A 23,373-nucleotide genomic window follows, 5' to 3' on the forward strand; every position below is an offset into this window, starting at 1 on the left:
GAATGAATGCCAGTCCACGAAGAATTCGAAGGTAACAATCTCACTGGATTGCGGTGATCGGCGGCACGTGCCTGTAGACCGCCGCCTCGATGGGGGCGTCGATCCGGTCGAGAAAGTTAGAACTGTCGAGCAAGTGAGCGAAGATCGGGTGACTATAGACCATGTAGATTTCTCGGTCGTTCCCGGCCAGCGACGTTTCTAAATTTACAAGCATGCGCCGCAGTACGTCTTCACCGAACGGGTTGTACAGAAAGAACATTGTGTTCTCGGCTGGGAACTCCCAGTTCGCAGCATCCGCGCGAACCGATGAGACATCGTCACACTTGCGCTTCGAGCCTCGATATTTGCGAATATTGTCGGCGGCGACTGCGTTCAGTTCGGGAGAGAATTCGACGCCGATGACGCGCCGGAACGGATACTCGGACGCCACCAGCAAGGTCCGGCCTTTGCCCGATCCGATGTCGACATACACGAACTCTTCGGGCTGGATCGGCAGAGTCTCGATCGCAGCCCGAATGAAGTCAGGATTTGACGCCTGATAGCGAACGCCTTGCTCCCGATAAGGACTTTCGATCTGCAATTTCCAGAGCGGCACGATACCGTCGGTGTCCGTGTTGAACTCCTGGTCGAAGGCACTTCGGGTTTGACCGCAAGCGCGCCATGCGCGCAACTTTTCAGTTCCATGCCTTAGGGAACTGCGCATGCCGTCCCGTCGGAGCTTGTGCCAAACGACAAGTATCAGCGCTTTAGTCTGGCTACCGCATCTGCTGACGCCCTCCAGCACCACTATCTCCGGTCATCGTTGTTACGGACAAAGCATCTCTGCTGTCTTAGGTTCGTGCTGTGGCAGATCCCTCCATTTGCAGAGCTCCTTCATTCACGTCTTAATCATCGGCCTTATATGGATGTCGGTAACTTCAGCGGTGCGTGGCATGCTGAGGGCGTTCATGATTACGTATGCGACGTCGGCAGGCTGCAAAAGGAGTTCTGGCCGATAAGGCTTGTTCTCTATTTTGTGGATCCGCTCCTGCATCTCGGTTGCCGTTCGTCCGAGATAAACGCTCAGCACGCGGATGCCGTCTGCGTTGACCTCGCCGCGCAGCGCATCGGCGATAGCCTTGAGAGCATGTTTCGTAGCGTCGTATTGTGCCGTTAATGGTTTGGCGAGCAGGGCGCTGCTTGAGTTGATAAACACGACCTGCCCCTGTCGGGCTTTCAACATCGGAAGGAGAGCCTGGGTCAGGGCGTAGGGTGCCCGGACATTGGTGACGAATAGCGCATCCAACTCATCAAGTTTTGCTTGCGCAAGCGCGCTTGCGAAATGGATTCCCGCGTTCTGTATAAGAATGTCAACGCTGGAAAGTACTTGCGCGAGCCGCTGCGTTAACTCCAGTTGTCCGCAACTCGTCGAAAGATCGGCAGGATGACTTGTCGCTTGGACGCCCATGGTGCGCGCTCTCGCACCGATTGCATCCAACATGTTCACTCTGCGGCCGATGAGGTGGAGATTGGCTCCTGCCGAGGCGAGGGCAAGAGCTACGGCTGCGCCCACTCCAGTTCCCCCTCCCGTGACGACGGCCGTCGAGCCCTCGAATGCGCGCGCTTGCGGGCTCATTCAATTAAACCCTTAAGGATGAGGCTGCCTGGGGAGGTGTGGCTATGCTCCAGTTCTGCCATGTTCGTCATATTTCCGTATATTGGGTTATTGCTCTTGATAATATATATTGAATGAAATAAACTGCACCAATTAAATAAAGTATTTAATGTATGTATCAGCCGGCCGCGGGTCGGGTTGACTACTAAGACGTAGCGGGAGCGTGTTGCGATGTTCACCGCCAATCAGACGAGATCAGTACAGAAGCCGATTCAGGAAAGCCCTGTCGTAAGCCGCATAGGGCTTCGACATGGATATTGCCGGCTATGTCATGCCCCGCTTTCGATGACATTCATCGACCTTGGCATGTCTCCGCTCTGCGAAAGTTTCCTGCCTGCCGACCAGATCGATCAAATGGAGCCTTACTTCCCGCTGCACGCGCTGGTCTGTGGGGGATGCTTCCTGGTGCAACTAAAGGAGTATGTTAAGCCGGAGCACATCTTCACGGAGTACGCATATTTTTCGTCGTACTCGACGTCGTGGGTTGAGCACGCGCATCGATATTGTCAGATGATCTCGTCGCGGTTTGGCCTGGGTCCAAAGAGCCAGGTGTTCGAGATCGCGAGCAATGACGGATATCTGCTTCAGCATTTCCAGCAATTCGGCGTTCCCGTACTTGGCATTGAGCCTGCCGCCAATGTGGCCGAAGCCGCGCGCAGCAAGAATGTCCCGACACTGGTTGAGTTCTTCGGATTAAACCTCGCCCGGCGTCTGGTGTTGGAGGGACGGCGCGCCGATCTCGTCATCGGCAACAACGTGCTGGCGCAGGTCCCGGATATCAATGACTTCACCGCCGGTATGGCGCACCTCCTGGCAGCGCAGGGGGTGATTACACTCGAATTCCCTCATCTCGAGCGGTTGATCAGCGAAAATCAGTTCGACACCATTTATCATGAACACTTCTCATACTTCTCGCTCGTCGCGGTTGACCGCCTCGCGCGCAAGCACGATCTTCGATTATTCGACGTCGAACAACTCCCCACCCATGGTGGGTCGCTTCGCGTCTACCTTTGCCATGCCGATAGCAGGCACATGACATCGCCGAGCGTCAACGCGCTGCTGGCGCACGAGCGCGCGATTGGTTTTGAGAATATCGACAGTTACGCGCGCTTCGCCGCAGGGGTTCATCGCACAAAGCGTCAGCTGCTGTCGTTCCTCATTGAGTGCAAGGAAAAGGGTGGGAAGATATGCGGATATGGCGCTCCCGGCAAAGGAAACACGTTGCTCAATTATTGCGGCATCGGATCCGATTTTCTTGACTTCACCGTTGATCGCAATCCGTATAAACACGGGCGCTATACACCCGGAATGCACATTCCGATCCATCCAGTATCTGCCATCGATGAAGTCCGGCCGGAATACCTGCTCATTCTGCCGTGGAACTTGAAGAAAGAAATTGTTGAGCAGATGCGCCATGTCGGAGCGTGGGGCTGCAAGCTGGTTGTTCCTATCCCCAGTGTGGAGGTGATAGACCCGGGGGGCCCCGCGTCATGAAGGTCGTCCTGTTCTGCGGGGGACTTGGCACCCGCATTCGCGAATACTCAGAAAGCATTCCAAAGCCGATGGTGCCGATCGGCCACCAGCCGATTCTTTGGCATGTCATGCAATATTATAGCCAGTATGGGCATCAGGATTTCATTCTTTGCCTCGGGCACAAGGCAAACGTCGTCAAGGACTATTTCCTTAACTACAAGCGGGCGTCCAACAGCGACTGTGTCATTTCGAATTTTGGAAAGAAGATCGAGATTCTGGGCGAGCAGCCGCCAGATTGGCGGGTCTCCCTCGTGGATACCGGAATTTGGCGCAATATCGGAGAGCGGCTGGTTGCGGTGCGTCAACTCGTCGAGGATGAGGAGATTTTCCTCGCCAACTATAGCGACGGTCTGACCGATGCGTTCTTGCCGGAGATGATCGAACGCTTCAGGAAGAGTAACAAGATTGCTTGCTTTATCGCGATCCATCCGCCGATCAGTTTCCATCTTGCTGAATTCGACGAACAGGGCGTCGTGCAACGGCTGCGTGCGAGTCAGGAGTCGGAGATATGGATCAATGGTGGATACTTTATCTTTCGGAACAAGATTTTTGACTACATCCGGGCCGGCGAGGAATTGGTGCTCGAGCCGTTCAACCGCCTGATCAAGGGTGGGCACCTCATGGTTTACAAATATGAGGGCTTCTGGCGCGCAATGGATACGCTGCGCGACCGGCAGGTTCTCGAGGAGATGATCGAACGTGGCGATATGCCTTGGCGGCTGACGGCTGATATTCGCGCCGCGGTGGCGCCATGAAGGCAATGCATTTGGCTGGACCCGGCGATCGCTTGTCAGTGCTCTGTCTGGGCGCGCATTCGGACGACATTGAGATCGGTGCGGGAGCGACGCTCTTGAGCCTGCTGCACCGGGGCATCCGGCTCGATGTTCACTGGTGTGTCCTTAGCGGAGGCGGCGAGAGGGAACGCGAAGCGAGGGCGTCGGCGGCTGATTTTCTGTCGGATGCGGCGAGCGCCAAAGTCGAGGTCATGCCGTTTCGCGACGGCTTCTTTCCGGAACAAGGTGAGCAGATCAAGTCCTGGTTCGAGCTTTTGAAGGCGCGCGTTGACCCGGATGTCATCCTTACCCATCGGCGCGACGACGCGCACCAAGATCATCGTGAGGTCTGCCGTTTGGCATGGAACACATTTCGAGACCATAGTATTCTCGAATACGAAATCCCGAAGTGGGATGGCGATATCGGGCGGCCAAATCTTTACGTGCCCGTTTCAGCTGCGGCGTTGCAACGCAAAATTGACCTGCTGATTTCGCACTTCGGGAGCCAGCGTTCCAAGCAATGGTTCGATGCGGAGACCTTTCTCGGATTGGCACGGTTGAGGGGTATGGAATGCCGCGCGCCGGAACGCTATGCAGAGGCATTCGTTTCGCGCAAACTCACACTGGTATGACCAAGGGCATAAACGCCGAGGCTCCAACAGACATACCGCTGATCCAAGAACTGACCTGAGGTCGAGGATGTCTGGGAATGTCCTTTTCTTGAGTCACGAGGCCTCACGAACCGGGGCGCCGATACTGCTGCTCAATTTCCTGCGATGGTTGCACCGCAACCGGAACATCAACATGCGAGTGTTGGCCGGCAAATCTGGCGATCTCACTGCGGAATTCGCGGCTATCGGTCCGGTGGACTCATTCGAGCCGAGCGATGCCTTATGGTACAAGGCGATGCGTCGACTGCAACTGCAGCATCGGTATGATTCCAACCATCTTATGGGTCTTCGCAGAACGTTTCTTAGCAACAACATCGATTTGATCTACGTTAACTCGGTCGCAAGCGCGAGAATGCTTGACTTCTTATCGTTCGTGAAATGCCCAGTCATTTGCCACGTTCACGAACTGGATGATGCCATTCATACCATGGGCATCGAGCATCTCGCGCTGCTCGAAAAGCGGAGGCCAGCGTATATTGCCGTCTCGAAAGCCGTACAGAAGAACCTCGTGGAGAAATATGGAATTTCACCGGACAGGATTGAAGTCATCCGAGGTTGCGTGCCCGGCGCGAAAGAACGTGCAATCGAGCCTGAGCAAGCTCGCAAGGTCATTTATGAAAGGATAGGCATTTGCGAACAGGCTAAGTTGGTGTGTGCTTGCGGATCGATCGAATTTCGTAAGGGGACAGATCTGTTTCTGAAAGTGGCAAGTCAGGTGATGCAGAAGTCTCACGATATGCCAGTTCATTTCGTATGGGTTGGCGGTACGCGGGACAAGGTCGCGGCGATGCAAAGCCAAGTGGCGAACTCGTCACTGAGGGACGTGGTGCATTTTGTCGGCCCGACCTCCAATACAGGAATCTACTTCGGGGCGGCCGATGTTTTTGTCTTAACCTCCAGAGAGGATCCGTTTCCGTTGGTGGTGATGGAAGCAGCCAGTCATGGCAAGCCGACTGTCTGTTTTGAACAAGCGGGCGGGGCGCCTGAATTCGTGGAGGCGGATGCTGGTTTCGTCGTGCCTGATCTCGATGTCGCCGCGATGGCTGACAGGATCGTTGAACTGCTCTTATCGAGAGACCTTTGCAGCCGAATGGGGGCCGCAGCCCACCAAAAGGTAATCAGCCATTATGATTTTGATGTGGGCGCTGCCAAGCTCGCTGCTATTATAGAAGGCAAGACGCAGGGTTGCGGCGATGAGATGAGGCGGGTGATATTGCCCCGATGACAGCCGCAGCTTCCCTCGTATCGGACAACCTTCGCGACCCGTTGGTCACAATTGCGATTCCGACTTTCAACAGAGCTGCGTTGCTGCAAGACTGTCTCGCCGCAGCCCTCGGCCAGACCTACGGGAATTTTGAAGTTCTTGTGTCGGATAACGCATCGACTGATGAGACTGCTGAGATATTGAAGAGCCTTTCTGATCGGCGGCTGCACTTTGTGAGGCAGGAGGCCAACATCGGCTTGCTACGGAATTTGAATGCATTGCTGGAGAATGTGAGGGGCGAGTTTGTTGTGTTCGTGCCAGATGACGACAGGATCGCTCCCGTTATGCTGGAGCGCTGCATTGCGCTGACAAAATGCGAACAGAACATTCCCGCTATTGTCGCATTGTGTGATGTCTGGTTCGTAGCGCGGGGTCAGGATTGGCGCGCACCTGCCAATCAAAGACTCGGAACGGGCATTTGGGACGGCGCCGAAATTCTTTACGAGTTTCTGAAGGACAGAATGTCCGTTGCAATGTGCAGCGTTATGTACCGAACTGAGAGGCTACGCGCCGGCGGTGGATTTCCGCTGGATTTCCCGTACGCTGCGGATATCGCCACTTGGGCGCCGTTGTTGTTGGAGGGGCGGGCGGGCCTAGTTAATGAGGCTTGCGCCACAATAGCGTTGCACGACGCCAGCCAGACATCTGACCTCACTATCGATGTTCGTGTCAGCGACGGTCGCAAGGTCGTCAACCTTATTGCTGGCGCCGCTGACAGGCACCTTGCCGATCCACGAGAGCGTCGAAAGATCAAGATCGAGGCGGAGCGCCATTTCGCCCGTCGCGCTGTTAAGATGATTGCGTTGTACCGCAGGCAGGGAGCTGCCTTTCTGGATGTGGTCTCTTTGATGTGGCGGCTTCGTCATGTCGTTATGAAGATCAAAGACATCGGCCAACTGGCGAAGTTATGTATCGTTCTCTTTCTTCCTGCTCCGATCGTCCGATGGGTCCGTTACGCAGTGAAATTGCTGCACAATGTGAAGCTCGCGGAATGATTCATTAGCGGTATTGTTTGAAGAAATCTTCTCGCAAATCCCCTCCGGAATTTGAGTTTCGATACTTCTTTCACCTGGCAGGGTCGTCACGACGACCTGTTCGGAAACTCTTTCCAGCCAGATTTCTCGCCACCACGAGTAGATGCTTCTTGGGCAGAACATGCGGCAATTGCTGTACCGCGACTGGCACCATACCCCCTCAAGAATGACTGCAGGGGTCTTCATCGTTGCCATCGTCCCATTTTTTTCATTGATGAATTTTGTTATCCGGGCCTGCACGCGATAGACACCGCCGCAGAAGGGGACAAGTTCTGCATCGAAAAACATGCCTCGGTTTCTTACCCCGTCCAGCGTGGCAAGGATTTCCGGATAGGATTTTACTCGAACCAGTTCGCCGGGTTGAAGGTCAAGCGTGGCAATTGGGGTGGGTTGACCAGGAGGACTGGTGCCGGTTCTTCGCGGGTAGGGCACACCGCCCCTGAGCTTTTGAAACTGGTCATAAAGCCAGCGCGCGGGACGTCCTAGCCTGTTTCTTTTCGCCAAAGCGAGGTGGTAATAGCTGAGATAGGCGAAGCCAGCGAGTATGACGCCTAGCGACACATTTCCTGAAGCAAAGTCTTCGACATATTGCCTGACATCCCACCATGAGAGCTGGGTGGTGAAATTGGGTAATTGGGTTGCTTGGCAAAAATATCTCGTAACCCCACCTCGTTGCCTATCCTGGGTACATGTCGCTTGCCGCACGTCGTCCTCTGAGCAGCCGCCGTTAGCCGTCGATATCTCAGACTCGGGAGTACTGGCGCCACGTGGAGGCGCGATCAAGGAATCCGTCGCTTCAACCGGTTTGAGCCACGCTTCCTTCCAGAAGAGCAAGCACGCTGCCTGGCAGCCGCCATAGGCCTGGCCGTCGCAGCGCAGGTTCAGATGCACCGCATCGGCGATCCGACGCCCTGCGACCGGATTGACGGTGTCGCAGGTTTTATGAGCGCGCTTGAAGACTTTGAAGCGCTTGCCGCAATACTGAAACATCTGCGGCATGAAGGGGAGTTCCTGCAGCCGTCCGTTCTTGTCGAGCGTTCCCAGAATTTCGTCCTTGCTCCGAACCTCGATCCAGTCGCCAGCCCGTAGTGTCATGCTCTCACCATCACTCGTTATGAACGCGGTGACAATTCCGGTCGCTGACGGTTGGTCGGCAGCCGGCACCCATTAAACGGATCTCCCTTCGGCGTCGGTCACTTCGAGGCGCGAAGAGCTCCTGATTCCGTTCAGGATGTCCAAATAGAGGGCGTTCTGTCCCATGACAAACAGCAGCATCAGAATATATGTGATGCCCATGGTGACGGCGGCGAGCAGAAGCCTCGGCAGCGGAGACAGCGACTCGCCGATGTAGCGCTGAATAAGAAATGCGAAGGCCGCGGCAACGAGAGCGGACACGAGCGGCTTGCTGAGTGTCCATAGCAGATCCCGCGGGAAAATGACCGTTCGGTATGTGCACCACAAAATATGCGGAACGAGCCAGAGGACCAAGGCGCTCGAATAGGCCAGCGCGACGCCGGTCGGGCCATAGGGCAATCCGATCAGATAGGCCGTGATGACAAGAGGAGCGATCACCAGCGCGATTTGGAAGCTTCGCCCGTAGAGCCCGAGGGCCAGAAGCAGCCAGCCCAGCGGATTGATGATGCCGAAGACCATCACCGTCGGCGCGAGAAGACGGAAGATCGGGACTGCCTCCATCCACTTTGGGCCGAGACACACCGAGATAACGAGGTCGCCGAACAGGGTGCTGAACAGCGTGATCGGAAGGGTCAGCGAGTTGACCAGGGCGTAAGCCTTGAGAAAATAGCTCTTAAAGCGGGCGGGGTCGTTCTGGAGTCGCGAGAGCGCAGAGAAGGTCACGCCGCCGACCGCCGAATTGAGATTGTCGGTCGGAACATTGATGAGCTGATAAGCTCGCCCATAGATGCCGAGAACATTCGCCCCCCAGAAGCGTCCGAGCAACACCTTTTCCAGATTGTATGCGATGTAGACGACGACGCTGTTCAACGTCAGCGTGCCGCCGAAGCGAAGCATGGCGCCGATCCTGACGTTTCGGCGCGGCAGGTCCGGAGTCCATTGCGTGACAGTCCATAGGCAGATGATGAAGCAAGCCGGAGTGGCGATCGCAGAGCCGACCAGTGTCCAGTATCCGAAGCCCTTGAGGGCCATGACGGTGCCGACGGTGAAGCTGACAAGCTGCGAGAGCGTTTCGATGACGGCGAGGGTGACATAGCGCAGCTGGCGTTGCAGAAGCGCGGAATGCTGAACTGTTGCGGCGTTGATGATGAAGCCGATGGCGACCGCCACGGTCACCCAGAACAAGCGCGGCTCGTGATAAAATCTGACGATCAGCGGCGCCGTCAGCACGCATAAAAACGCAAGCACGGTTCCGACGGCGATATTGATCCAGAACAGGGTGGAAAGCTGCTCGTTGCTGACAGTCGGCGCCTGGATCGTGGCCGCCGAGAGGCCGGCGGACGTGAACAGCCCGTAAAATCCCGTGACGGCGGTTACCATCGCGATCAAGCCGAAGTCCTTTGGCTCCAGAAGGCGCGCCATGATGACCAGCGAGGCGATGCGGAGCACGAAATCCGCCGTCTGGCTGCAAAGTTTGGCCAGGCCGCTTCGGATAGTCCTCTGCTTGAGATCCTTCATTTTGATTTGATCTCCCAAGCGCCATTCAACTCCAGCCTCGCCGGTTCGGAACGAAAAGGGGTTCCCTAGGCTCGGGTCGCAACATCGTTACGGACGACTTCACGGTGACCTCATCAAGAAATTGAATATTTAATGCCAACTGAAACCGTTTTGCGGCTGGATTTTACGTATATAATAAAATAAATTAAATCATATAATATTATTAAATTCCACCGGTGCATACCAGAATGCTGACTTTGGGGTTAATCGGGGCCGACCGCTGAATCTGTTCGCTGGGAAGCGGAATGGACTATGGAAAGTTCGGCTACGAGGACATTTGCCGCGATCGAGGGCCTTCGAAGTGGGCTGGCGTGGGCGGTCGTCTTTTCCCATCTGGCCTATTTTTCGAATTTGAGCGGGGGGATCGCACCAACTCTCAAGGCGACCGGACTTCCCGCAGTCCTTGTTTTTCTGACTATCGGTGGATTTGTTATCACTCACCCGGTGATCGAGCGACCCGAGCCCTATGGCGTTTATTTGTTGCGTCGCTTTATGCGGATATTTCCACTGTTCGCGGTGACCTGCGCGACCGGCTTTCCGTTGGGTAGAGCGTCCGCGGATAGAGCTCGAATCGCGATGGGCACGCGGAAGCATGCAAGCTGTCGCGAACTTTTGATGGGAAAGAGCTTTGAAGCCCTCACCGTACAGGTCAAAATGCTCGTCAGCTCGAGGACATGAATGAGGTGACTGCCCCCTATCGCATCGAAATTCTGAGGACCCATCTGGAAGTCGAAGCACTTCGGGAATTTTGGAATGCTTGCAATCCTCGCCGGGACGCCGATCTCGATTTCTTTCTGTTCATCGTGGATATTTATGGGGAGGCCGAGCGTCCCCATGTCGTTGTGCTTTACGAGAGGGATGTTCCCAGAGCTCTGCTCGCAGCCCGACTGGAGGTGGGCTACGTATCCGTCAAGCTGGGTTACTTCGCGCTTCCTGTCCCGAAGCTGCGGATTCTGCAGATAGTGCATGGCGGATGGCTGGGAGACATAACCGAAGTCAATTCCAAGCTGCTCATCGGCAGCATTCTCAATTCGCTTGCCACTGGCGAGGCAGACGCGGCTTCGCTGCACAGTCCGGATCTTGATTCCCCCATCGTGCGGTCGGCTCGAATGCTTCGATACTGGTGGTGCGCGGACCACTGCGTCGCTTCGCAAGCACGCCGAGTGCGCGATCTTTCGGGGCCTCCCGGTTCGTTCATGTCGAGTCTCTCGCAGAACGAACGGTATCAGCAGCGAAAACGGGCGCGAAATCTGGCTCAGGCGTTTCGTAACTGCAGGATCGAATGTTTTAGATCCTCTGCCGAAATCGACCGCCTCGTGCGTGATGCAGAGGTCATCGCGGCGAAATCCTATCAGCGAGGCCTGAATGTAGGCTTTTCGGAAACACCCGAAATTCGGTCTCGTCTCGAGTTCGAGGCACGTAAGGGCTGGTTGCGGGGATATATCCTTTATCTCGATGAGCAACCGAGCGCCTTCTGGATCGGATCGCTTCGCAACCAGGTTTTTCTCAGCGAGTACCTTTCCTTTGATCCGGCCTATGCGAAATATACGCCGGGCATGTACCTGATGATGAAAGTTATTGAGAACTTGAACGACGACGAGAGGTTGGACGATCCGGTGCGGTTGATTGATTTCGGCATCGGCGACACCTCGTACAAGGAAAGACTGGCTAACCGCCATTGGCAGGAGTCGGCCGTCTATATATTCGCTCCGCGCATTAAGGCAGTGTGGACAAATGCGTTACGCTCTTCCGTCGGCTTGATGAATCGTTCAGCAAAACACATGCTACGATTAACGCCTTGGTTGGCAAGCATTAAGCGGACGTGGCGGGCGCGAGTGGCTCAGAACGAACGATGATCCCGATCTTGTTGGCGACGAAGGATGCGTCAGGCGATGGTTTGGTGGGGCCGGCACATCTAACGTTGATTGTCGACGAACCTGGATGAGGATCAGGCTGCGAATGGGGATCTCGATTAGTGTGTTAATGCCATTACCGCTCAATGGAAAGGGCGTCGGGTATACATGCGGCTCTCTCGCTCGCGGCATGGCTGATCGGGATTTCAATGTGGCCATCATTACTCCCCGGAGCCACTGGTTATTGCCATCGGTGGAGGTCATCGAGGTTCTGCCGGGGTGGGCTCGATATATGCCGTATCGGTGGGTCCAGAGTCATGCGAAACGCGGAATAGAGCAAGCGTTTCTTGCGTGTATCGATCGGTCTCAGTCGCCGCGATCTGCCGCCGCCTACCTTTGGCCTGATGCAAGCGTCGAGACGCTTCGGGAATTGAAGCGGCGCGACATTTCAGTTTTTCGCGAACAGTTCAATTGTCATACCGGCACTGCCAAAAGGATTCTCGATCACGCCTACCAGCGGCTCGGAGTTCCTCCTGCGCACGGGATAACCGACGAGACGGTCGATCGTGAGACGCAAATTTCGGAAGCGGTCGACCGCATCTTTTGCCCCAGCCCGTTGGTAGAGGCATCGCTGCTTGAGAATGGCGTGCCTTCCCACAAGATGCTCGAAACAACCTATGGCTGGGATCCGGCCCGTCTTTCCGGATGCCGCAAGCGAATTCCCTCGGGCGAGGGCATCACTGCGATTTTCGTCGGTGCCATTTGCGTCCGGAAGGGAGCCCACCTGCTTCTTGATTACTGGGCACGGAGCGGAGTGAAGGGACGGCTCGTCCTTGCCGGCGAGATGGAGCCGATCATCAAGGAGAAATGCGCCGACCTGCTCAGCAGGAGTGACGTGATTGTGCTCGACTATGTTCAGGACGTTGGATCACTTTATCGGTCGGCGGATATTTTCGTCTTTCCGTCGCTGGAGGAGGGAAGTCCGCTGGTGATGTATGAAGCCTGCGGTTCTGGTCTTGCGATCGTGACGACGGGTATGGGCGCGGGCCGAATCGTACGTCATGGCTGCGAAGGCTTTGTGCTCGATCCATACGATGCCCCTGGCTGGATTGCGGCACTTCGCCTGTTGGCTGAGGATGTTGGATGCCGGCGGACTATGTCGAGCGCGGCAGTCGAGCGGTCGCAGCAGTTTATATGGAATGCAGTCGCGCACCGCCGCCGGCAGCAGGTGATGGATTGCCTGGGTTATGACGGTTGATCGCGCAAAACTGGCCGTGCTCATTGTTGCATACCGCAATCCCGGCGATGTTGACCGCTGCTTGAAGTCTCTGGCGCAATCCAGCTGGAAAGATTTCGAGGTCTTCGTTTGCGAGAATGGAGGCCGCGAAGTCTTTGAACGGCTGCAAACTGTGGTTGCCGGTTCTGGCGGGGCGCTGCATCAGATCGCCGACAATGCGGATGCGCTGGACAAACCGGCAGGTCGGCTGGTCGAAGTCGTCAAATGCCGGTTTCGCGGTCTGGGAAATGTGGTTCGTCTGGGGCTCGCAGCAGACAATCTGGGTTACGGCGGTGGCGTCAATGCGTGGCTCGAGCGACTGCTTGGCGGCCCCGGGTGGGACGCGGTTCTGGTCCTGAACCCCGATACGGAAGTAGACGGCGATTGCCTGTCCGAACTAATGGCGAAGGCCGCCGAAGGGTTTGGCATGATTGGCGGGACACTGGTTTTCGACGACGCGCCCGACAAGGTGATCAATTACGGACTTCATTGGTCGCGTTTAACGGGTCGCGTGGTGGCCGTGGGGCGAAACTCTCCGGCGGGCAGCGCGCCGTCAGTTGAACTTCTAGCCAACATTGATGCAGTGAGCGGCGCTTGCGTTCTTGTCACGCGCGCTTTCGTCGAAGAGGTCGGCCTCATGGCCGAAGACTACTTTCTTTATATCGAGGATCTGGACTGGGGACGTCGTCGTGGGAAACACCGGATCGGCTTCGCGGCTAAAGCCGTCATTCGTCACATCGGTGGCACAGCCATCGGATCCGCAGTCGACCCCGGAAAACGCTCGCACTTGTCGGTCTATCTTTCCGCCCGAAACGGTATTCTTTATGCCCGTCGCTTTGCGGGATGGCGCTGGGTCTGCCATTTTGCGGTCGGCCTGCTGTTTGCTGCGCGATATCTGCTCAATGGATCTCCGCGCGCTGCGAAAGTTGCCCTTGCGGGATTGCTGGATGGCGTCAAGGGAAAAACCGGACCGCCGGACGTGGCGCTCGGGTTGCAGGATCACGGCTCATAGATTTCTATCCATTCCGATATGAAATATGCGGGGAACTGAGCGTGCGCCGGATGTCGGCAACAAGCGCCGACGCGACATACCGCCGATCGTCGTTGATGTGATTAAAATCGAAACTGAGCAACGAAGCTGCAGAGAACCAGTGATCCGGAGAATAAGACTCTCGCCCGGAAGACTGGGTAATTTGCTGGCATTCTGGCGTGGCGGCGAACAGCGACTCCAGAAAATGCGATTGCAATACTGGCGCCTACAACCAAGGGATTTTGCATTTTTCTCCCAGGTGCGGCGTGACGACACACTTTGTGAATGCGTGAGCTAATTAAAGGGATTACGCCGCACACGGTCTTTATCCCGGTGAGTTTTGGTGAGGACGTTTAAAATCGCCGCCAAGTGGTCTTAAAAATGCCTCTACCAGTCGACCATTACGTCCCTCTCATGCTGCACGCTCGTGTCGCATTTTGGGTATGCCACTCGAAAATCCACTGAAATTGAGTGCGTGCCTTGGGGAAGCTTGGTTGAAATTATGCTGGAGAGACTAGATGGCAGTTAATGATGGTTCCGCAAATGCATCAGCTGGTTCACCGCAGCATTCAGATTTGCTCAATAGTTATGGCGCGAACCGGCCTGCATGGAACGTCGCAGGTGTAGACTATCACGTAGGAGTGCCGCAGGGGCTGGCTCTCAAGAATCCGGCAACGATCTCGATGGCGGGAGTTTCCGTCAACACAACCACCAAGATTGTCACCGTGACGGGCAATAACGTCACGCTTGATGGCTATGACTTCTCGCTCAACGGTGGTTGGCAGGTGTCGGTTCAGGCCGCGAACACGACGATCACGAATTCCAACTTCCTGATTGGTTCCAACAATCTCGCGCCGATCATCTCGACTGCGGCGGCGTCTAATATGACCGTCTCGTATTGCACCATTGACGGTGCCGGGAAGGATCCGGGCTGGGGTGGCCTGATTTCGTATCGCGGCAATGGTTTCACTGTTGAGCAGTCCTGGCTCAAGAATGCCGGCGGCGACATGATCCAGCAGATCGATGGCGGTGCCAATTCGACCGTCGTCATTCAGCACAATCTTATCGAGAACGGTGGATTGGCGTCCGGCGCGCATGGTGATTACACGCAGCTCGCGGGCGGTCCATTCAATGTCGCCATCAATTACAACACGACGATGCAGAATGGCGGCACCACACAAGGCCTGATGACGGAGTACGTTGCCAGCGGCGAAATCGGCCACAATACGATGGTCGGCAATCCAAGTTACTTCGTGTCGGTCGACAACAGTTCGATCGAGACCAGCGTAACGGTGCATGACAACTATTACGATCCGCAGGGATACGGCTTCGTTTATCCCAACTCGGGCCCCGACGATGGCAGTTCCAAGTCGATCTACGTCCACAACGTTAATATGAAAACCGGCGGCGTCCTGCAGGATGCCAATGCGCCCACGACCCCTACGACCCCCACTGCTCCAGCAGCGCCGCCGAACGCACCGGTTATTTCGTCGTTCTCGAACGACAGTGGGGTTGCTGGCGACAAGATCACAAGCGACAACACGCTGACTCTTACCGGCACCGCGACGTCGAACGCCACAGTGAAGGTGTTCGACGGCGCCACTCAGATCGGAACTGCGACCGCCAACAGCAGCGGGGCGTGGAACTATACGACGGCTGCCTTGGCCGATGGGAATCACAACCTAGCGGCGAAGGTCACCGACGCATCCGGTAACACCAGCGCTGCTTCCGCAGCTCTTTCAATCAAGGTCGATACCACGGCGCCGGCTGTGCCCGTCGCGCTGGGCGATTCGATCGTTAATAGCAATCAGGTGCTGTTGAACGGCACGGCGGAAGCCAACAGCACAGTGAAAGTTTACGACGGTCTCGCCTTGGTGGGAACGACGACTGCGAAAGCGGACGGCACCTGGAGCGTAACGACGTCGCCGTTATCAACCGGAGCCCACGATCTGACCGCGACCGCGACAGATGTGGCTGGCAACACGAGTCCGATGTCGTTACCGCTTGATCCGGTCATCGGCGGACCTGCGCCAAGCGCGCCGATTCCGGCACCGACACCGAGCACGCCGGGTGCGCCCAAGATCATATCGTTCTCGAACGATAGTGGTGTTGCGGGTGACGGCATCACCAATGACAATACCCTGAACCTCACGGGTACCGCGGGTACCAACAGCACGGTGAAAGTGTTCGACGGCGCAACCCAAATCGGGACTGCGACCGCGAACAGCAGCGGAGCGTGGACGTATACCACTCCGGCGCTGGCCAATGGTGGCCACAATCTCACGGCGAAAGCCACCGACGCGGCGGGGCACACCAGCGCAGCGTCGGCTGTCCTGGCCGTGACGATCGATACCACTGCGCCAGTTGTGCCGAAGATCGCTTCGAACAATACCATCACCGATGGTGATCATGTGACCTTGGCCGGTACTGCCGAGGCGCATAGCACGGTGAAGGTGTTCGACGGGACGACGCAAATCGGCACCGCCACGGCGAACGACAAGGGAGCTTGGACCTATGCCACCGATGCGCTCAAGGATGGCAGCCACAGCTTCACGGCCAAGGCGATGGACGTAGCGGGTAACACCAGCGGTTCCTCGTCGGCGTTCAATGTAAAAATCGATACGCACGCGCCAACGCCGTCCGCTGATTTTACCAAGGTCTTCCAGAACTGGAATGATACGGTGACATTCAAGGGGACTGCCGATCCTTACAGCCAGATCAATATCTACGATAACGGCAATACCAAGGCTCTTGGCAGCGTCAACGTCGGAAGCGACGGCACCTGGAGTTATAAGACGCCATCCGCGGTTTCGGATGTGGCTCACAACTTCACGGTAACGGTGACGGACAAGGCCGGCAATACAAGCAAAGTGCCGGGAAGTGCCGTGTTGGGGACAAATGGCGATGATGTGCTGACAGCCACGTCGGGCAATGACCTGTTCAAGGGTAACGGCGGCCACGACACCTTCGTGTTCAAGTCGAACTTTGGCGCTGACGTTATCAGCAACTTCACCGCGGCGGGGCGTGGCCACGATGTAGTGCAGTTCAGCAAAAGCGTGTTCGACAACTTTGCGGACGTCTTGTCCCACGCGGCGCAGAGCGGAAACGATGTCACCATCGACGCTGGCGGAGGCAATACGCTGACGCTGAAGGATACGAAGCTGGCGGCGCTGGACAAGACCGACTTCCATTTTGCGTAGTCGCGTCGAAGCTCGTTCAGCGTAACGAGTCCATAGCGAGAGCGATCCCCGGGAGCCGTCAAGCGGCTCTTGGGTGTAGCTAAATCTTAGGATCGCGGGGCAAATACGATGGCAGAATTTGGCCGGCGGGCTTCAGTTCCGCTACCCAATAGGGATCAGCCTGCTCGGATGATCGCACCGGCCGGCATGCAGAGGCTATTTCAGGCAGCTTCATCAGCGGCCGGGCCACGACGAAATTTCCGATCGACTGAATTCGGGGCCAAGTTACGCGCGCTGTTTGATGCGGTTGCGGGCGGTGGTACCTTTTATCGTTTTCACGACAGTGTGGGGAAGGCGATTGAACGGATCAGACCGCTGGTTTTTTCATCTCGGCAGCGAGGAACTCTTGCGGCGTATGCGGGACAGAGGTCCGAGATCGGCGATTTTCTGGCTTCTTGCCGTCATGCATTTTGGGGGCTGGCGGTCTTCAGCGGCTTGAGCAACATCCTGATGTTGACCGGCTCAATCTTCATGCTGCAGGTCTATGACCGCGTCTTGCCAAGCCGCAGTGTGTCGACGCTGATCGCACTGCTTCTGTTGGCGACCATTCTGTACGCTTTCCAAGGTGCGCTCGATCTGGTTCGCGCTCGTATCAGCGGCCGCACCGGGCGGCATCTTGAGGAGGCCTTAGGTTTCAGGGTCTATGATGCCATTGTCCGCCTGCCGCTAAAAGCCCGTGGCGACGGTGATGGATTGCAGCCGCTCCGCGATATCGATCAGGTCCGCAATTTTCTTTCCAGCGGCGGCCCAACTGCGCTTTTCGATATTCCATGGATGCCGCTTTATCTCGGTATCTGCTTCTATTTCCATTTCTGGATCGGTGTGGTGGCGCTGATTGGCGCTTGCGTGCTCGTCGTATTCACTGTGCTGGCCGAGATGCGGACTAAGGGAGCTACAAAGGCATCTGCGGGGTTTGCGACGTCACGAAACGCGCTGGCCTCCGAAGGGCGACGCAACGCAGAAGTTTTGCGAGCCATGGGAATGAGGCATCGTGCTGCTGAGCGCTGGCATCAAGTTAATATGAGCTATATGGCTGCTAACGAAGCAGCTAGCGATGCGGCGAGCGCCCTCGGCGGAATGTCGAAGGTCTTCCGCATGATCCTGCAATCAGGCGTCCTTGCTGTCGGCGCCTATCTGGTTATCCATCAGGAAGCCACGGCGGGTATCATTATCGCCAGTTCAATCTTGACCGCGCGCGCCCTTGCGCCTGTGGAGATGGCCATCGCGAACTGGAAGGGCTTTACGAGCGCGCGGCAAGCAGGGCGGCGCCTTGATCAGCTTTTGACACTCCTACCCAAGGAGCAGGAGCCTATGGAGCTTCCGGCGCCAGAGCGATCATTGAGCGTCGACCACATCCACGTCGTACCGCCCGGCGCCGAGAGGCCGGTCCTGTATGATGTCTCGTTCGCACTCTCGAGCGGTCAAGGATTGGGAATTATCGGGCCGAGCGGGTCTGGCAAATCGTCTCTGGCGCGCGCCCTTGTGGGTGTTTGGCCCCAGTTGCACGGCAAGATCAGGATCGACAGCGCCGCGCTTGATCAATGGTCGTCTGAGGCCCTCGGCCGGTACCTCGGGTATCTTCCGCAGGGCGTCGAGTTGTTCGACGGCAGTATTGCCGCCAATATCGCGCGCTTCGATCCGAAGGCGACTGCCACCGCCGTGTTGGGTGCCGCGCGCGCGGCCGGTGTTCACGAACTCATTCTTTCCTTCCCTGATGGATACGGAACCCGGATCGGTGAGGGCGGCGCGGCTCTTTCAGCGGGACAGCGCCAGCGAATTGCGCTTGCGCGCGCATTTTACGGCGATCCGTTTCTCGTGGTGCTTGATGAGCCGAGTTCAAATCTTGATTCTGAGGGCGAAGCGGCTCTGACGGAGGCAATTTTGAATGTGCGTCGCCGCGGCGGGATCGTCATCGTCGTGACGCATCGGCTAAAGTCACTTGATGGTGTCGATCATGTGCTAGTGATAGCCGATGGCACGGCCAAGGCTTTCGGTGAAAGGGATGAAGTCCTCAACAAAGTCCTGCGCAATTCGGCCCCGGTACCGCTGAGAATGGCTGCCGAAGGCGGAGGGGAGTGATGAGCAACGATCGGGATTCGGCCCAGCATTCGATTCAGCGCTACCTGCTGGCAGGAACGATTCTCGTCTTTCTGGTGACGTTGGGAATTGGCGGTTGGGCCGCAACCACCGAGCTCTCAAGCGCTGTGGTCGCGTCGGGCGTTCTCGTTGTCGATTCCAGTGTCAAGAAGGTCCAGCACCCGACGGGGGGTGTCATCGGCGAACTGCGCGTGCGCGATGGCGACCATGTGCGTGCGGGTAACATTCTGGTTCGTCTAGACGAAACGCAAACCCGGGCAGCCGCGACAATTATCACAAAAAGCGTCGATGAGCTTCTGGCGCGTCAGGCGCGCCTCGAAACCGAACGCGACAATATTCCGGAACTGGTTTTCCCAGCCGCTCTCCTGGATCGCGCACGCGATCCGACCTCAGACGCCGCTCGCGCTATCTCCGCGGAGAGCAGTCTTTTTGACCTGCGCCGTCAGGCGCGCGAAGGACAAAAGTCGCAGCTCAAGGAGCGTTCCGCGCAGCTGCAGGATGAAATCAACGGCTACCAGGCACAAATCGAGGCGAAAAGGAAAGAAGTCGACTTCATCCGACAGGAACTCGAAGGCGTACAAACTCTTTGGCAGAAGAAGCTCGTGCCGATCAGTCGTTTGACGGCACTGGAGCGCGATTCGGCTCGTATCGAAGGCGAACGAAGTCAATTGTCCGGTATGATTGCTCAGGCCAAGGGCAAGAAGGCCGAGATCCAGCTTCAGATTATCCAGGTCGACCAGGATCTACGCAGCGAGGTCGGTAAAGATCTCATCGAGGCGCGCTCAAAGATTGCCGAAATGTCTGAACGCAGGATCGCCGCGGTTGACCAATTGCAGCGCATTGACATTCGCGCGCCGCAGAGTGGCGTTGTCTATCAGCTCTCGGCGCATACCGTCGGTGGCGTGATCGGGCCCGGCGAGCAAATCATGCTGATCGTACCCGATGCCGATACCCTGGCGGTTGAAGTCAAGATCGCGCCTCAGGATATTGATCATATCCATGTCGGGCAGCCGACCATCCTGCGGCTTTCGGCATTCAACCAGCACACCACGCCCGAAATAACGGGCGCGGTCAGTATGATCTCTCCGGATCTTACACAGGATCAGCGTACGGGCACGAGCTTCTACACAACGCGTATCGTGTTGAAGCCGGAGGAGCTTGAACGTCTGGGCTCGGTAAAGCTGATTCCCGGCATGCCTGTGGATGCCTTTATTCAAATGGGAGAACGCACAGCGCTATCTTATTTGATGAAGCCTCTGCGCGATCAGGCCGCAAGGGCATTCAAAGAGAAATAGTCGGAGCGCCGGCGCGTTGCAGTCGCATCCTGGCATCGTCGCCGTGCTTTGCATCGGCGGCGCAAGGCGAAGATTCATCGCCGGGGATGACTGAACGCATTCGTGGATCGCCGTGGGTCGAGCCGCAAGCGTGTGGGCGCGTCATAGGCATTCACGTCTTCCTTAAGTCTTTTCGCGTGGATCGCGGCAGCGGAATCCGACCTTCGCGCCGGATATCCGGCGACGGCATTGCTTCCCCCAGCGTGTCTGACGGTATCGCTGGAGCTGACTGGCTCCTCTAATCCAATCGTGTCGCCCTGGGATGTTTCGACATCCGGCAATTTGTCGAGCCAGTCACGTACGTCGATGAGGGGCATGATCTCGGCGGCCTCGATCGTCATGCAGGTCAAACGTCCTGTTGCAAAGGCACCGGTATCGATATTGATCCGGTTGAATCGGACGTCCGGTTCAAGCACGGGCGTGTGGCCGTGGACAACGATCTTCTCGAACGCCTTGTCCCAAAGCAGAAAATCGTCGCGAATCCAGAGGAGGTCGTCTTCCGTCTGCTGTTGAATGGGAATGAGCGGACGCAAGCCCGCATGCACGAAAAGAAAATCTCCACAGACGAACGAAAGCTTGAGAGCCTCAAAGAACTTGCGGTGAGATTCGGGCGTTGCGCTGGCGAGGTCGCGCGCGAGTCTGGCTCGATCATTAAAGGACGGACTTATCGGCGGTTTCAGTCCGTACGAGACGAGGGTCTCAAGACCACCATATTGCCGCCAATTATCCAGGAGCGCGGGGGTCTTCAGGAAATTGAGCATGAATGTTTCATGGTTTCCCTTGAGGAAAACCATTTCTGGCGTACGGCCTGGCGTGATCAGAAGTTCAAGGACCTCCTTCGAGTCCGGGCCGCGATCGATGTAGTCACCAAGGAAAACAGCGATCGGCCGGGATACTGGATGGAGCGCGATATCCACCTCGATCTGAAGAAGTAATGATGCCAAAAGATCAGCTCGGCCGTGTACGTCGCCGATTGCGTAGATGCGAACTCCCGCCGGAACATGCGGAGGCTTTCTTTCATTTCGTCGAGGAGGCAGCTTCCACACGATATCCAACTCACCCCGATTCTGACAAGAATAAACAGCGACGGATTTGGCCTAAGGTACTGCCTTTCCAAGAGCGTCGGCAGCATTAAATGCCACCATAGATCCTATCGCTATTGAGAATGTGTACGAGCCAACCGTTTAGTTTGCCGAAATGAAAGCGATCGCTCAATATGCTCAATATTAAGGCTTGCGTTGTATGATGGGCGCTACCTAGATTTAAGGAAGATTGAGGTTTATTATTCATACTTAATACGCCAGCGGCGCAGCCATGTAACATAAGCTTGTCGCGACAGCCGCTTGGCTAAGCTTGGCATCATCGTTTTCGTAAGTTACCGCCGATTGACCTGCGGCCTCATGCTGTCGGCGTGGGCCTGGACCGTTTCGCTGCGTTTGCAGTGACGGGCTCGCTGTTGGGGCTGGCGTATCCGTGTCGGCCGGGTGTCGCTGCGGCGCTCGTTCTCTGTGGCGCCTGCATTCTCGAGATAACTCGGTTGATACGCCCGATCGACATGGCCGGCTTCCTGACCTGTTTATTCAGATGGCCGGCGGCGCGACGGGCATTTTGATCGCCCAGTTCTGGAATCGCCTGACGGAATGAACCCAAGTTGGCTTCAACTCTCATCAGAGGGCTAATCGCATGATTAAAGTCCGTATGCTTAAGGGCTATCCGGGAGCCAGAATGAATGTAACACTGCTGCTATTCAGATCAGCGTCGTTAGGGTAATATCAAGTTTGCAATATATATCTTGAGAAAATTGAATTGAATAGTTAAATCAGTGTCTATCAGTATGAGGTCCCAGAAATGACTGACCGGGGCGCGATATTGGTGACAGGCGGTGCTGGCTATATTGGCTCGCACTGCTGCAAGGCGTTGGCCGAAGCCGGATACCGTCCGGTCTGTTTCGACAATTTTTCGACAGGTCATCGGCGTTTCGTGAGGTGGGGTCCCATGGTCACCGGAGATGTCCGGGACCGGAGGCAACTTCAGGCGGCTTTTCAGTCATATGATTTTTCTGCGGTCATGCATTTTGCAGCCTCCAGCTTGGTGGGGGAGTCGGTCACTGATCCGCAAAAGTACTACGCAAACAATGTCGGCGGCACGATGGCGCTGCTGAGCGTGATGCGCGGGGCAGGCTGCGGGCGGCTGGTCTTCTCCAGCACGGGCGCGGTCTACGGAAATGCAGGATCGGATCCCATTCCGGAAAGTGCGCCCCGGTTTCCGGTCAATCCCTATGGCAAGTCGAAGTTGATGATTGAGGAAATCCTGTCCGACTATCGGCAGGCCTATGACCTCAATTCAATTTGCTTCAGGTACTTCAATGCGAGTGGCGCCGATGCGTCTGGAACGATTGGCGAATACCGCGATCCGGAAACCCATTTGATTCCGCGGGCGATGATGTCCCTGCAAGGAGAGGTTCCTAACTTCGGAATTTTTGGGGACGACTACGATACGCCTGATGGTACCGCAGTCCGCGACTACATTCATGTCACTGACCTTGCCAGTGCGCACGTGCAGGCGGTGAACATGCTGCTGGGGGATCACGCGGGCGGTGCCTACAACCTGGGCACCGGCGTCGGATATTCCGTGAGCGAGATTTTATCTGCAATCTTCGCGGAGGCAGGATGCAAGATGCCGCTGGTTTATCATCCGAGGCGCCCGGGCGATCCATCCGTTTTGATCGCGGATTCTTCCGTCGCTCGAATGCATCTCGGATTCAATCCTATCCATTCCAACCTCGGGACGATCATACGCACGGCATGGAACTGGCACACCAAAGGTGCATTTGAGCAGTTGCGGGGAGGCCGGTGATCCAGGTTTCGGCCGGACAATAGCGATCTCGCATCAACGCGCGGGATTGCCGAACCATGATTTCGAAT

18 protein-coding genes are annotated in these 23,373 nt (G+C 56.4%); 13 read left to right on the top strand and 5 right to left on the bottom strand.

Going from position 1 to position 23,373, the window contains the following annotated elements:
* Positions 1 to 40: 40 nt before the first annotated feature.
* Both ACM561_RS04295 and ACM561_RS04300 read right to left on the bottom strand, forming a co-directional pair.
* A complete protein-coding gene (locus tag ACM561_RS04295) occupies positions 41 to 670 on the bottom strand; it encodes a class I SAM-dependent methyltransferase (RefSeq protein WP_425908294.1) in 630 nt (209 codons plus the stop codon).
* Between the two features lie 207 nt (positions 671 to 877).
* The gene (locus tag ACM561_RS04300; RefSeq protein ID WP_425908296.1) at positions 878 to 1,615 is read right to left on the bottom strand and encodes an SDR family NAD(P)-dependent oxidoreductase; all 738 of its coding nucleotides are present in this window, start codon (positions 1,613 to 1,615) and stop codon (positions 878 to 880) included.
* Between the two features lie 210 nt (positions 1,616 to 1,825).
* Here ACM561_RS04300 and ACM561_RS04305 point away from each other — a divergent pair, with 210 nt between their 5' ends.
* From ACM561_RS04305 to ACM561_RS04325, 5 genes are all read left to right on the top strand, one after another.
* The gene (locus ACM561_RS04305) at positions 1,826 to 3,148 is read left to right on the top strand and encodes a methyltransferase domain-containing protein (protein WP_425908298.1); all 1,323 of its coding nucleotides are present in this window, start codon (positions 1,826 to 1,828) and stop codon (positions 3,146 to 3,148) included.
* Entirely contained in the window at positions 3,145 to 3,942 is a 798-nt protein-coding gene (locus tag ACM561_RS04310; RefSeq protein WP_425908300.1) for a sugar phosphate nucleotidyltransferase, read from the top strand. The genes ACM561_RS04305 and ACM561_RS04310 overlap by 4 nt, the downstream gene beginning before the upstream one ends.
* Positions 3,939 to 4,592: a PIG-L deacetylase family protein gene (locus tag ACM561_RS04315; RefSeq protein WP_425908302.1), complete on the top strand. Its 654-nt coding sequence runs from the start codon at positions 3,939 to 3,941 to the stop codon at positions 4,590 to 4,592. Before ACM561_RS04310 ends, ACM561_RS04315 begins: the two co-directional genes overlap by 4 nt.
* A gap of 67 nt (positions 4,593 to 4,659) precedes the next feature.
* Positions 4,660 to 5,856: a glycosyltransferase family 4 protein gene (locus ACM561_RS04320; protein ID WP_425908304.1), complete on the top strand. Its 1,197-nt coding sequence runs from the start codon at positions 4,660 to 4,662 to the stop codon at positions 5,854 to 5,856.
* Entirely contained in the window at positions 5,853 to 6,890 is a 1,038-nt protein-coding gene (locus ACM561_RS04325; RefSeq protein WP_425908306.1) for a glycosyltransferase family 2 protein, read from the top strand. The genes ACM561_RS04320 and ACM561_RS04325 overlap by 4 nt, the downstream gene beginning before the upstream one ends.
* On the opposite strand, the gene ACM561_RS04330 is transcribed toward ACM561_RS04325, so the two are convergent.
* Together ACM561_RS04330 and ACM561_RS04335 are read right to left on the bottom strand one after the other, a co-directional pair.
* A complete protein-coding gene (locus ACM561_RS04330) occupies positions 6,801 to 8,024 on the bottom strand; it encodes a hypothetical protein (RefSeq protein WP_425908308.1) in 1,224 nt (407 codons plus the stop codon). The two genes, ACM561_RS04325 and ACM561_RS04330, sit on opposite strands and share 90 nt — an antisense overlap.
* A 72-nt stretch (positions 8,025 to 8,096) precedes the next feature.
* On the bottom strand, positions 8,097 to 9,581 hold the full coding sequence (locus ACM561_RS04335; RefSeq protein ID WP_425908310.1) for a lipopolysaccharide biosynthesis protein: 1,485 nt from the start codon (positions 9,579 to 9,581) through the stop codon (positions 8,097 to 8,099).
* Between the two features lie 291 nt (positions 9,582 to 9,872).
* Here ACM561_RS04335 and ACM561_RS04340 point away from each other — a divergent pair, with 291 nt between their 5' ends.
* The 7 genes from ACM561_RS04340 (at position 9,873) to ACM561_RS04370 (ending at position 20,410) form a co-directional block, all read left to right on the top strand.
* Entirely contained in the window at positions 9,873 to 10,298 is a 426-nt protein-coding gene (locus tag ACM561_RS04340) for an acyltransferase family protein (protein WP_425908312.1), read from the top strand.
* Between the two features lie 5 nt (positions 10,299 to 10,303).
* Complete coding sequence (locus ACM561_RS04345; protein ID WP_425908314.1) at positions 10,304 to 11,476, top strand: GNAT family N-acetyltransferase; 1,173 nt, start codon at positions 10,304 to 10,306, stop codon at positions 11,474 to 11,476.
* Between the two features lie 187 nt (positions 11,477 to 11,663).
* A complete protein-coding gene (locus ACM561_RS04350) occupies positions 11,664 to 12,731 on the top strand; it encodes a glycosyltransferase family 4 protein (RefSeq protein ID WP_425908316.1) in 1,068 nt (355 codons plus the stop codon).
* Complete coding sequence (locus tag ACM561_RS04355; RefSeq protein ID WP_425908318.1) at positions 12,721 to 13,761, top strand: glycosyltransferase family 2 protein; 1,041 nt, start codon at positions 12,721 to 12,723, stop codon at positions 13,759 to 13,761. Before ACM561_RS04350 ends, ACM561_RS04355 begins: the two co-directional genes overlap by 11 nt.
* 536 nt (positions 13,762 to 14,297) lie before the next feature.
* Positions 14,298 to 16,979 (top strand): Ig-like domain-containing protein, encoded by a 2,682-nt coding sequence (locus ACM561_RS04360; protein WP_425908320.1) that lies wholly within the window; start codon positions 14,298 to 14,300, stop codon positions 16,977 to 16,979.
* A 108-nt stretch (positions 16,980 to 17,087) separates the two neighbouring features.
* Entirely contained in the window at positions 17,088 to 19,097 is a 2,010-nt protein-coding gene (locus ACM561_RS04365; protein ID WP_425908322.1) for a type I secretion system permease/ATPase, read from the top strand.
* Entirely contained in the window at positions 19,097 to 20,410 is a 1,314-nt protein-coding gene (locus ACM561_RS04370) for an HlyD family type I secretion periplasmic adaptor subunit (protein WP_425908324.1), read from the top strand. Before ACM561_RS04365 ends, ACM561_RS04370 begins: the two co-directional genes overlap by 1 nt.
* Before the next feature lie 74 nt (positions 20,411 to 20,484).
* Here ACM561_RS04370 and ACM561_RS04375 read toward each other — a convergent pair whose 3' ends face one another.
* Entirely contained in the window at positions 20,485 to 21,495 is a 1,011-nt protein-coding gene (locus ACM561_RS04375; RefSeq protein WP_425908326.1) for a metallophosphoesterase family protein, read from the bottom strand.
* Positions 21,496 to 22,297: 802 nt separating this feature from the next.
* Between ACM561_RS04375 and galE the strand changes: the two genes are divergently transcribed.
* On the top strand, positions 22,298 to 23,305 hold the full coding sequence (gene galE / locus ACM561_RS04380; RefSeq protein WP_425908328.1) for a UDP-glucose 4-epimerase GalE: 1,008 nt from the start codon (positions 22,298 to 22,300) through the stop codon (positions 23,303 to 23,305).
* Positions 23,306 to 23,373 lie beyond the last annotated feature (68 nt).

Source organism: Nitrobacter sp. TKz-YC02, assembly GCF_049852135.1.
Taxonomy (GTDB): domain Bacteria; phylum Pseudomonadota; class Alphaproteobacteria; order Rhizobiales; family Xanthobacteraceae; genus Nitrobacter; species Nitrobacter vulgaris.

Coding starts and splice junctions, on each gene's coding strand:
- ACM561_RS04300 (WP_425908296.1), bottom strand. CDS start 1,615: ATGAGCCCGCAAGCGCGCGCATTCGAGGGCTCGACGGCCGTCGTCACG.
- ACM561_RS04305 (WP_425908298.1), top strand. CDS start 1,826: ATGTTCACCGCCAATCAGACGAGATCAGTACAGAAGCCGATTCAGGAA.
- ACM561_RS04310 (WP_425908300.1), top strand. CDS start 3,145: ATGAAGGTCGTCCTGTTCTGCGGGGGACTTGGCACCCGCATTCGCGAA.
- ACM561_RS04315 (WP_425908302.1), top strand. CDS start 3,939: ATGAAGGCAATGCATTTGGCTGGACCCGGCGATCGCTTGTCAGTGCTC.
- ACM561_RS04320 (WP_425908304.1), top strand. CDS start 4,660: ATGTCTGGGAATGTCCTTTTCTTGAGTCACGAGGCCTCACGAACCGGG.
- ACM561_RS04325 (WP_425908306.1), top strand. CDS start 5,853: ATGACAGCCGCAGCTTCCCTCGTATCGGACAACCTTCGCGACCCGTTG.
- ACM561_RS04330 (WP_425908308.1), bottom strand. CDS start 8,024: ATGACACTACGGGCTGGCGACTGGATCGAGGTTCGGAGCAAGGACGAA.
- ACM561_RS04335 (WP_425908310.1), bottom strand. CDS start 9,581: ATGAAGGATCTCAAGCAGAGGACTATCCGAAGCGGCCTGGCCAAACTT.
- ACM561_RS04340 (WP_425908312.1), top strand. CDS start 9,873: ATGGAAAGTTCGGCTACGAGGACATTTGCCGCGATCGAGGGCCTTCGA.
- ACM561_RS04350 (WP_425908316.1), top strand. CDS start 11,664: ATGGCTGATCGGGATTTCAATGTGGCCATCATTACTCCCCGGAGCCAC.
- ACM561_RS04355 (WP_425908318.1), top strand. CDS start 12,721: ATGACGGTTGATCGCGCAAAACTGGCCGTGCTCATTGTTGCATACCGC.
- ACM561_RS04360 (WP_425908320.1), top strand. CDS start 14,298: ATGGCAGTTAATGATGGTTCCGCAAATGCATCAGCTGGTTCACCGCAG.
- ACM561_RS04365 (WP_425908322.1), top strand. CDS start 17,088: ATGGCAGAATTTGGCCGGCGGGCTTCAGTTCCGCTACCCAATAGGGAT.
- ACM561_RS04370 (WP_425908324.1), top strand. CDS start 19,097: ATGAGCAACGATCGGGATTCGGCCCAGCATTCGATTCAGCGCTACCTG.
- galE (WP_425908328.1), top strand. CDS start 22,298: ATGACTGACCGGGGCGCGATATTGGTGACAGGCGGTGCTGGCTATATT.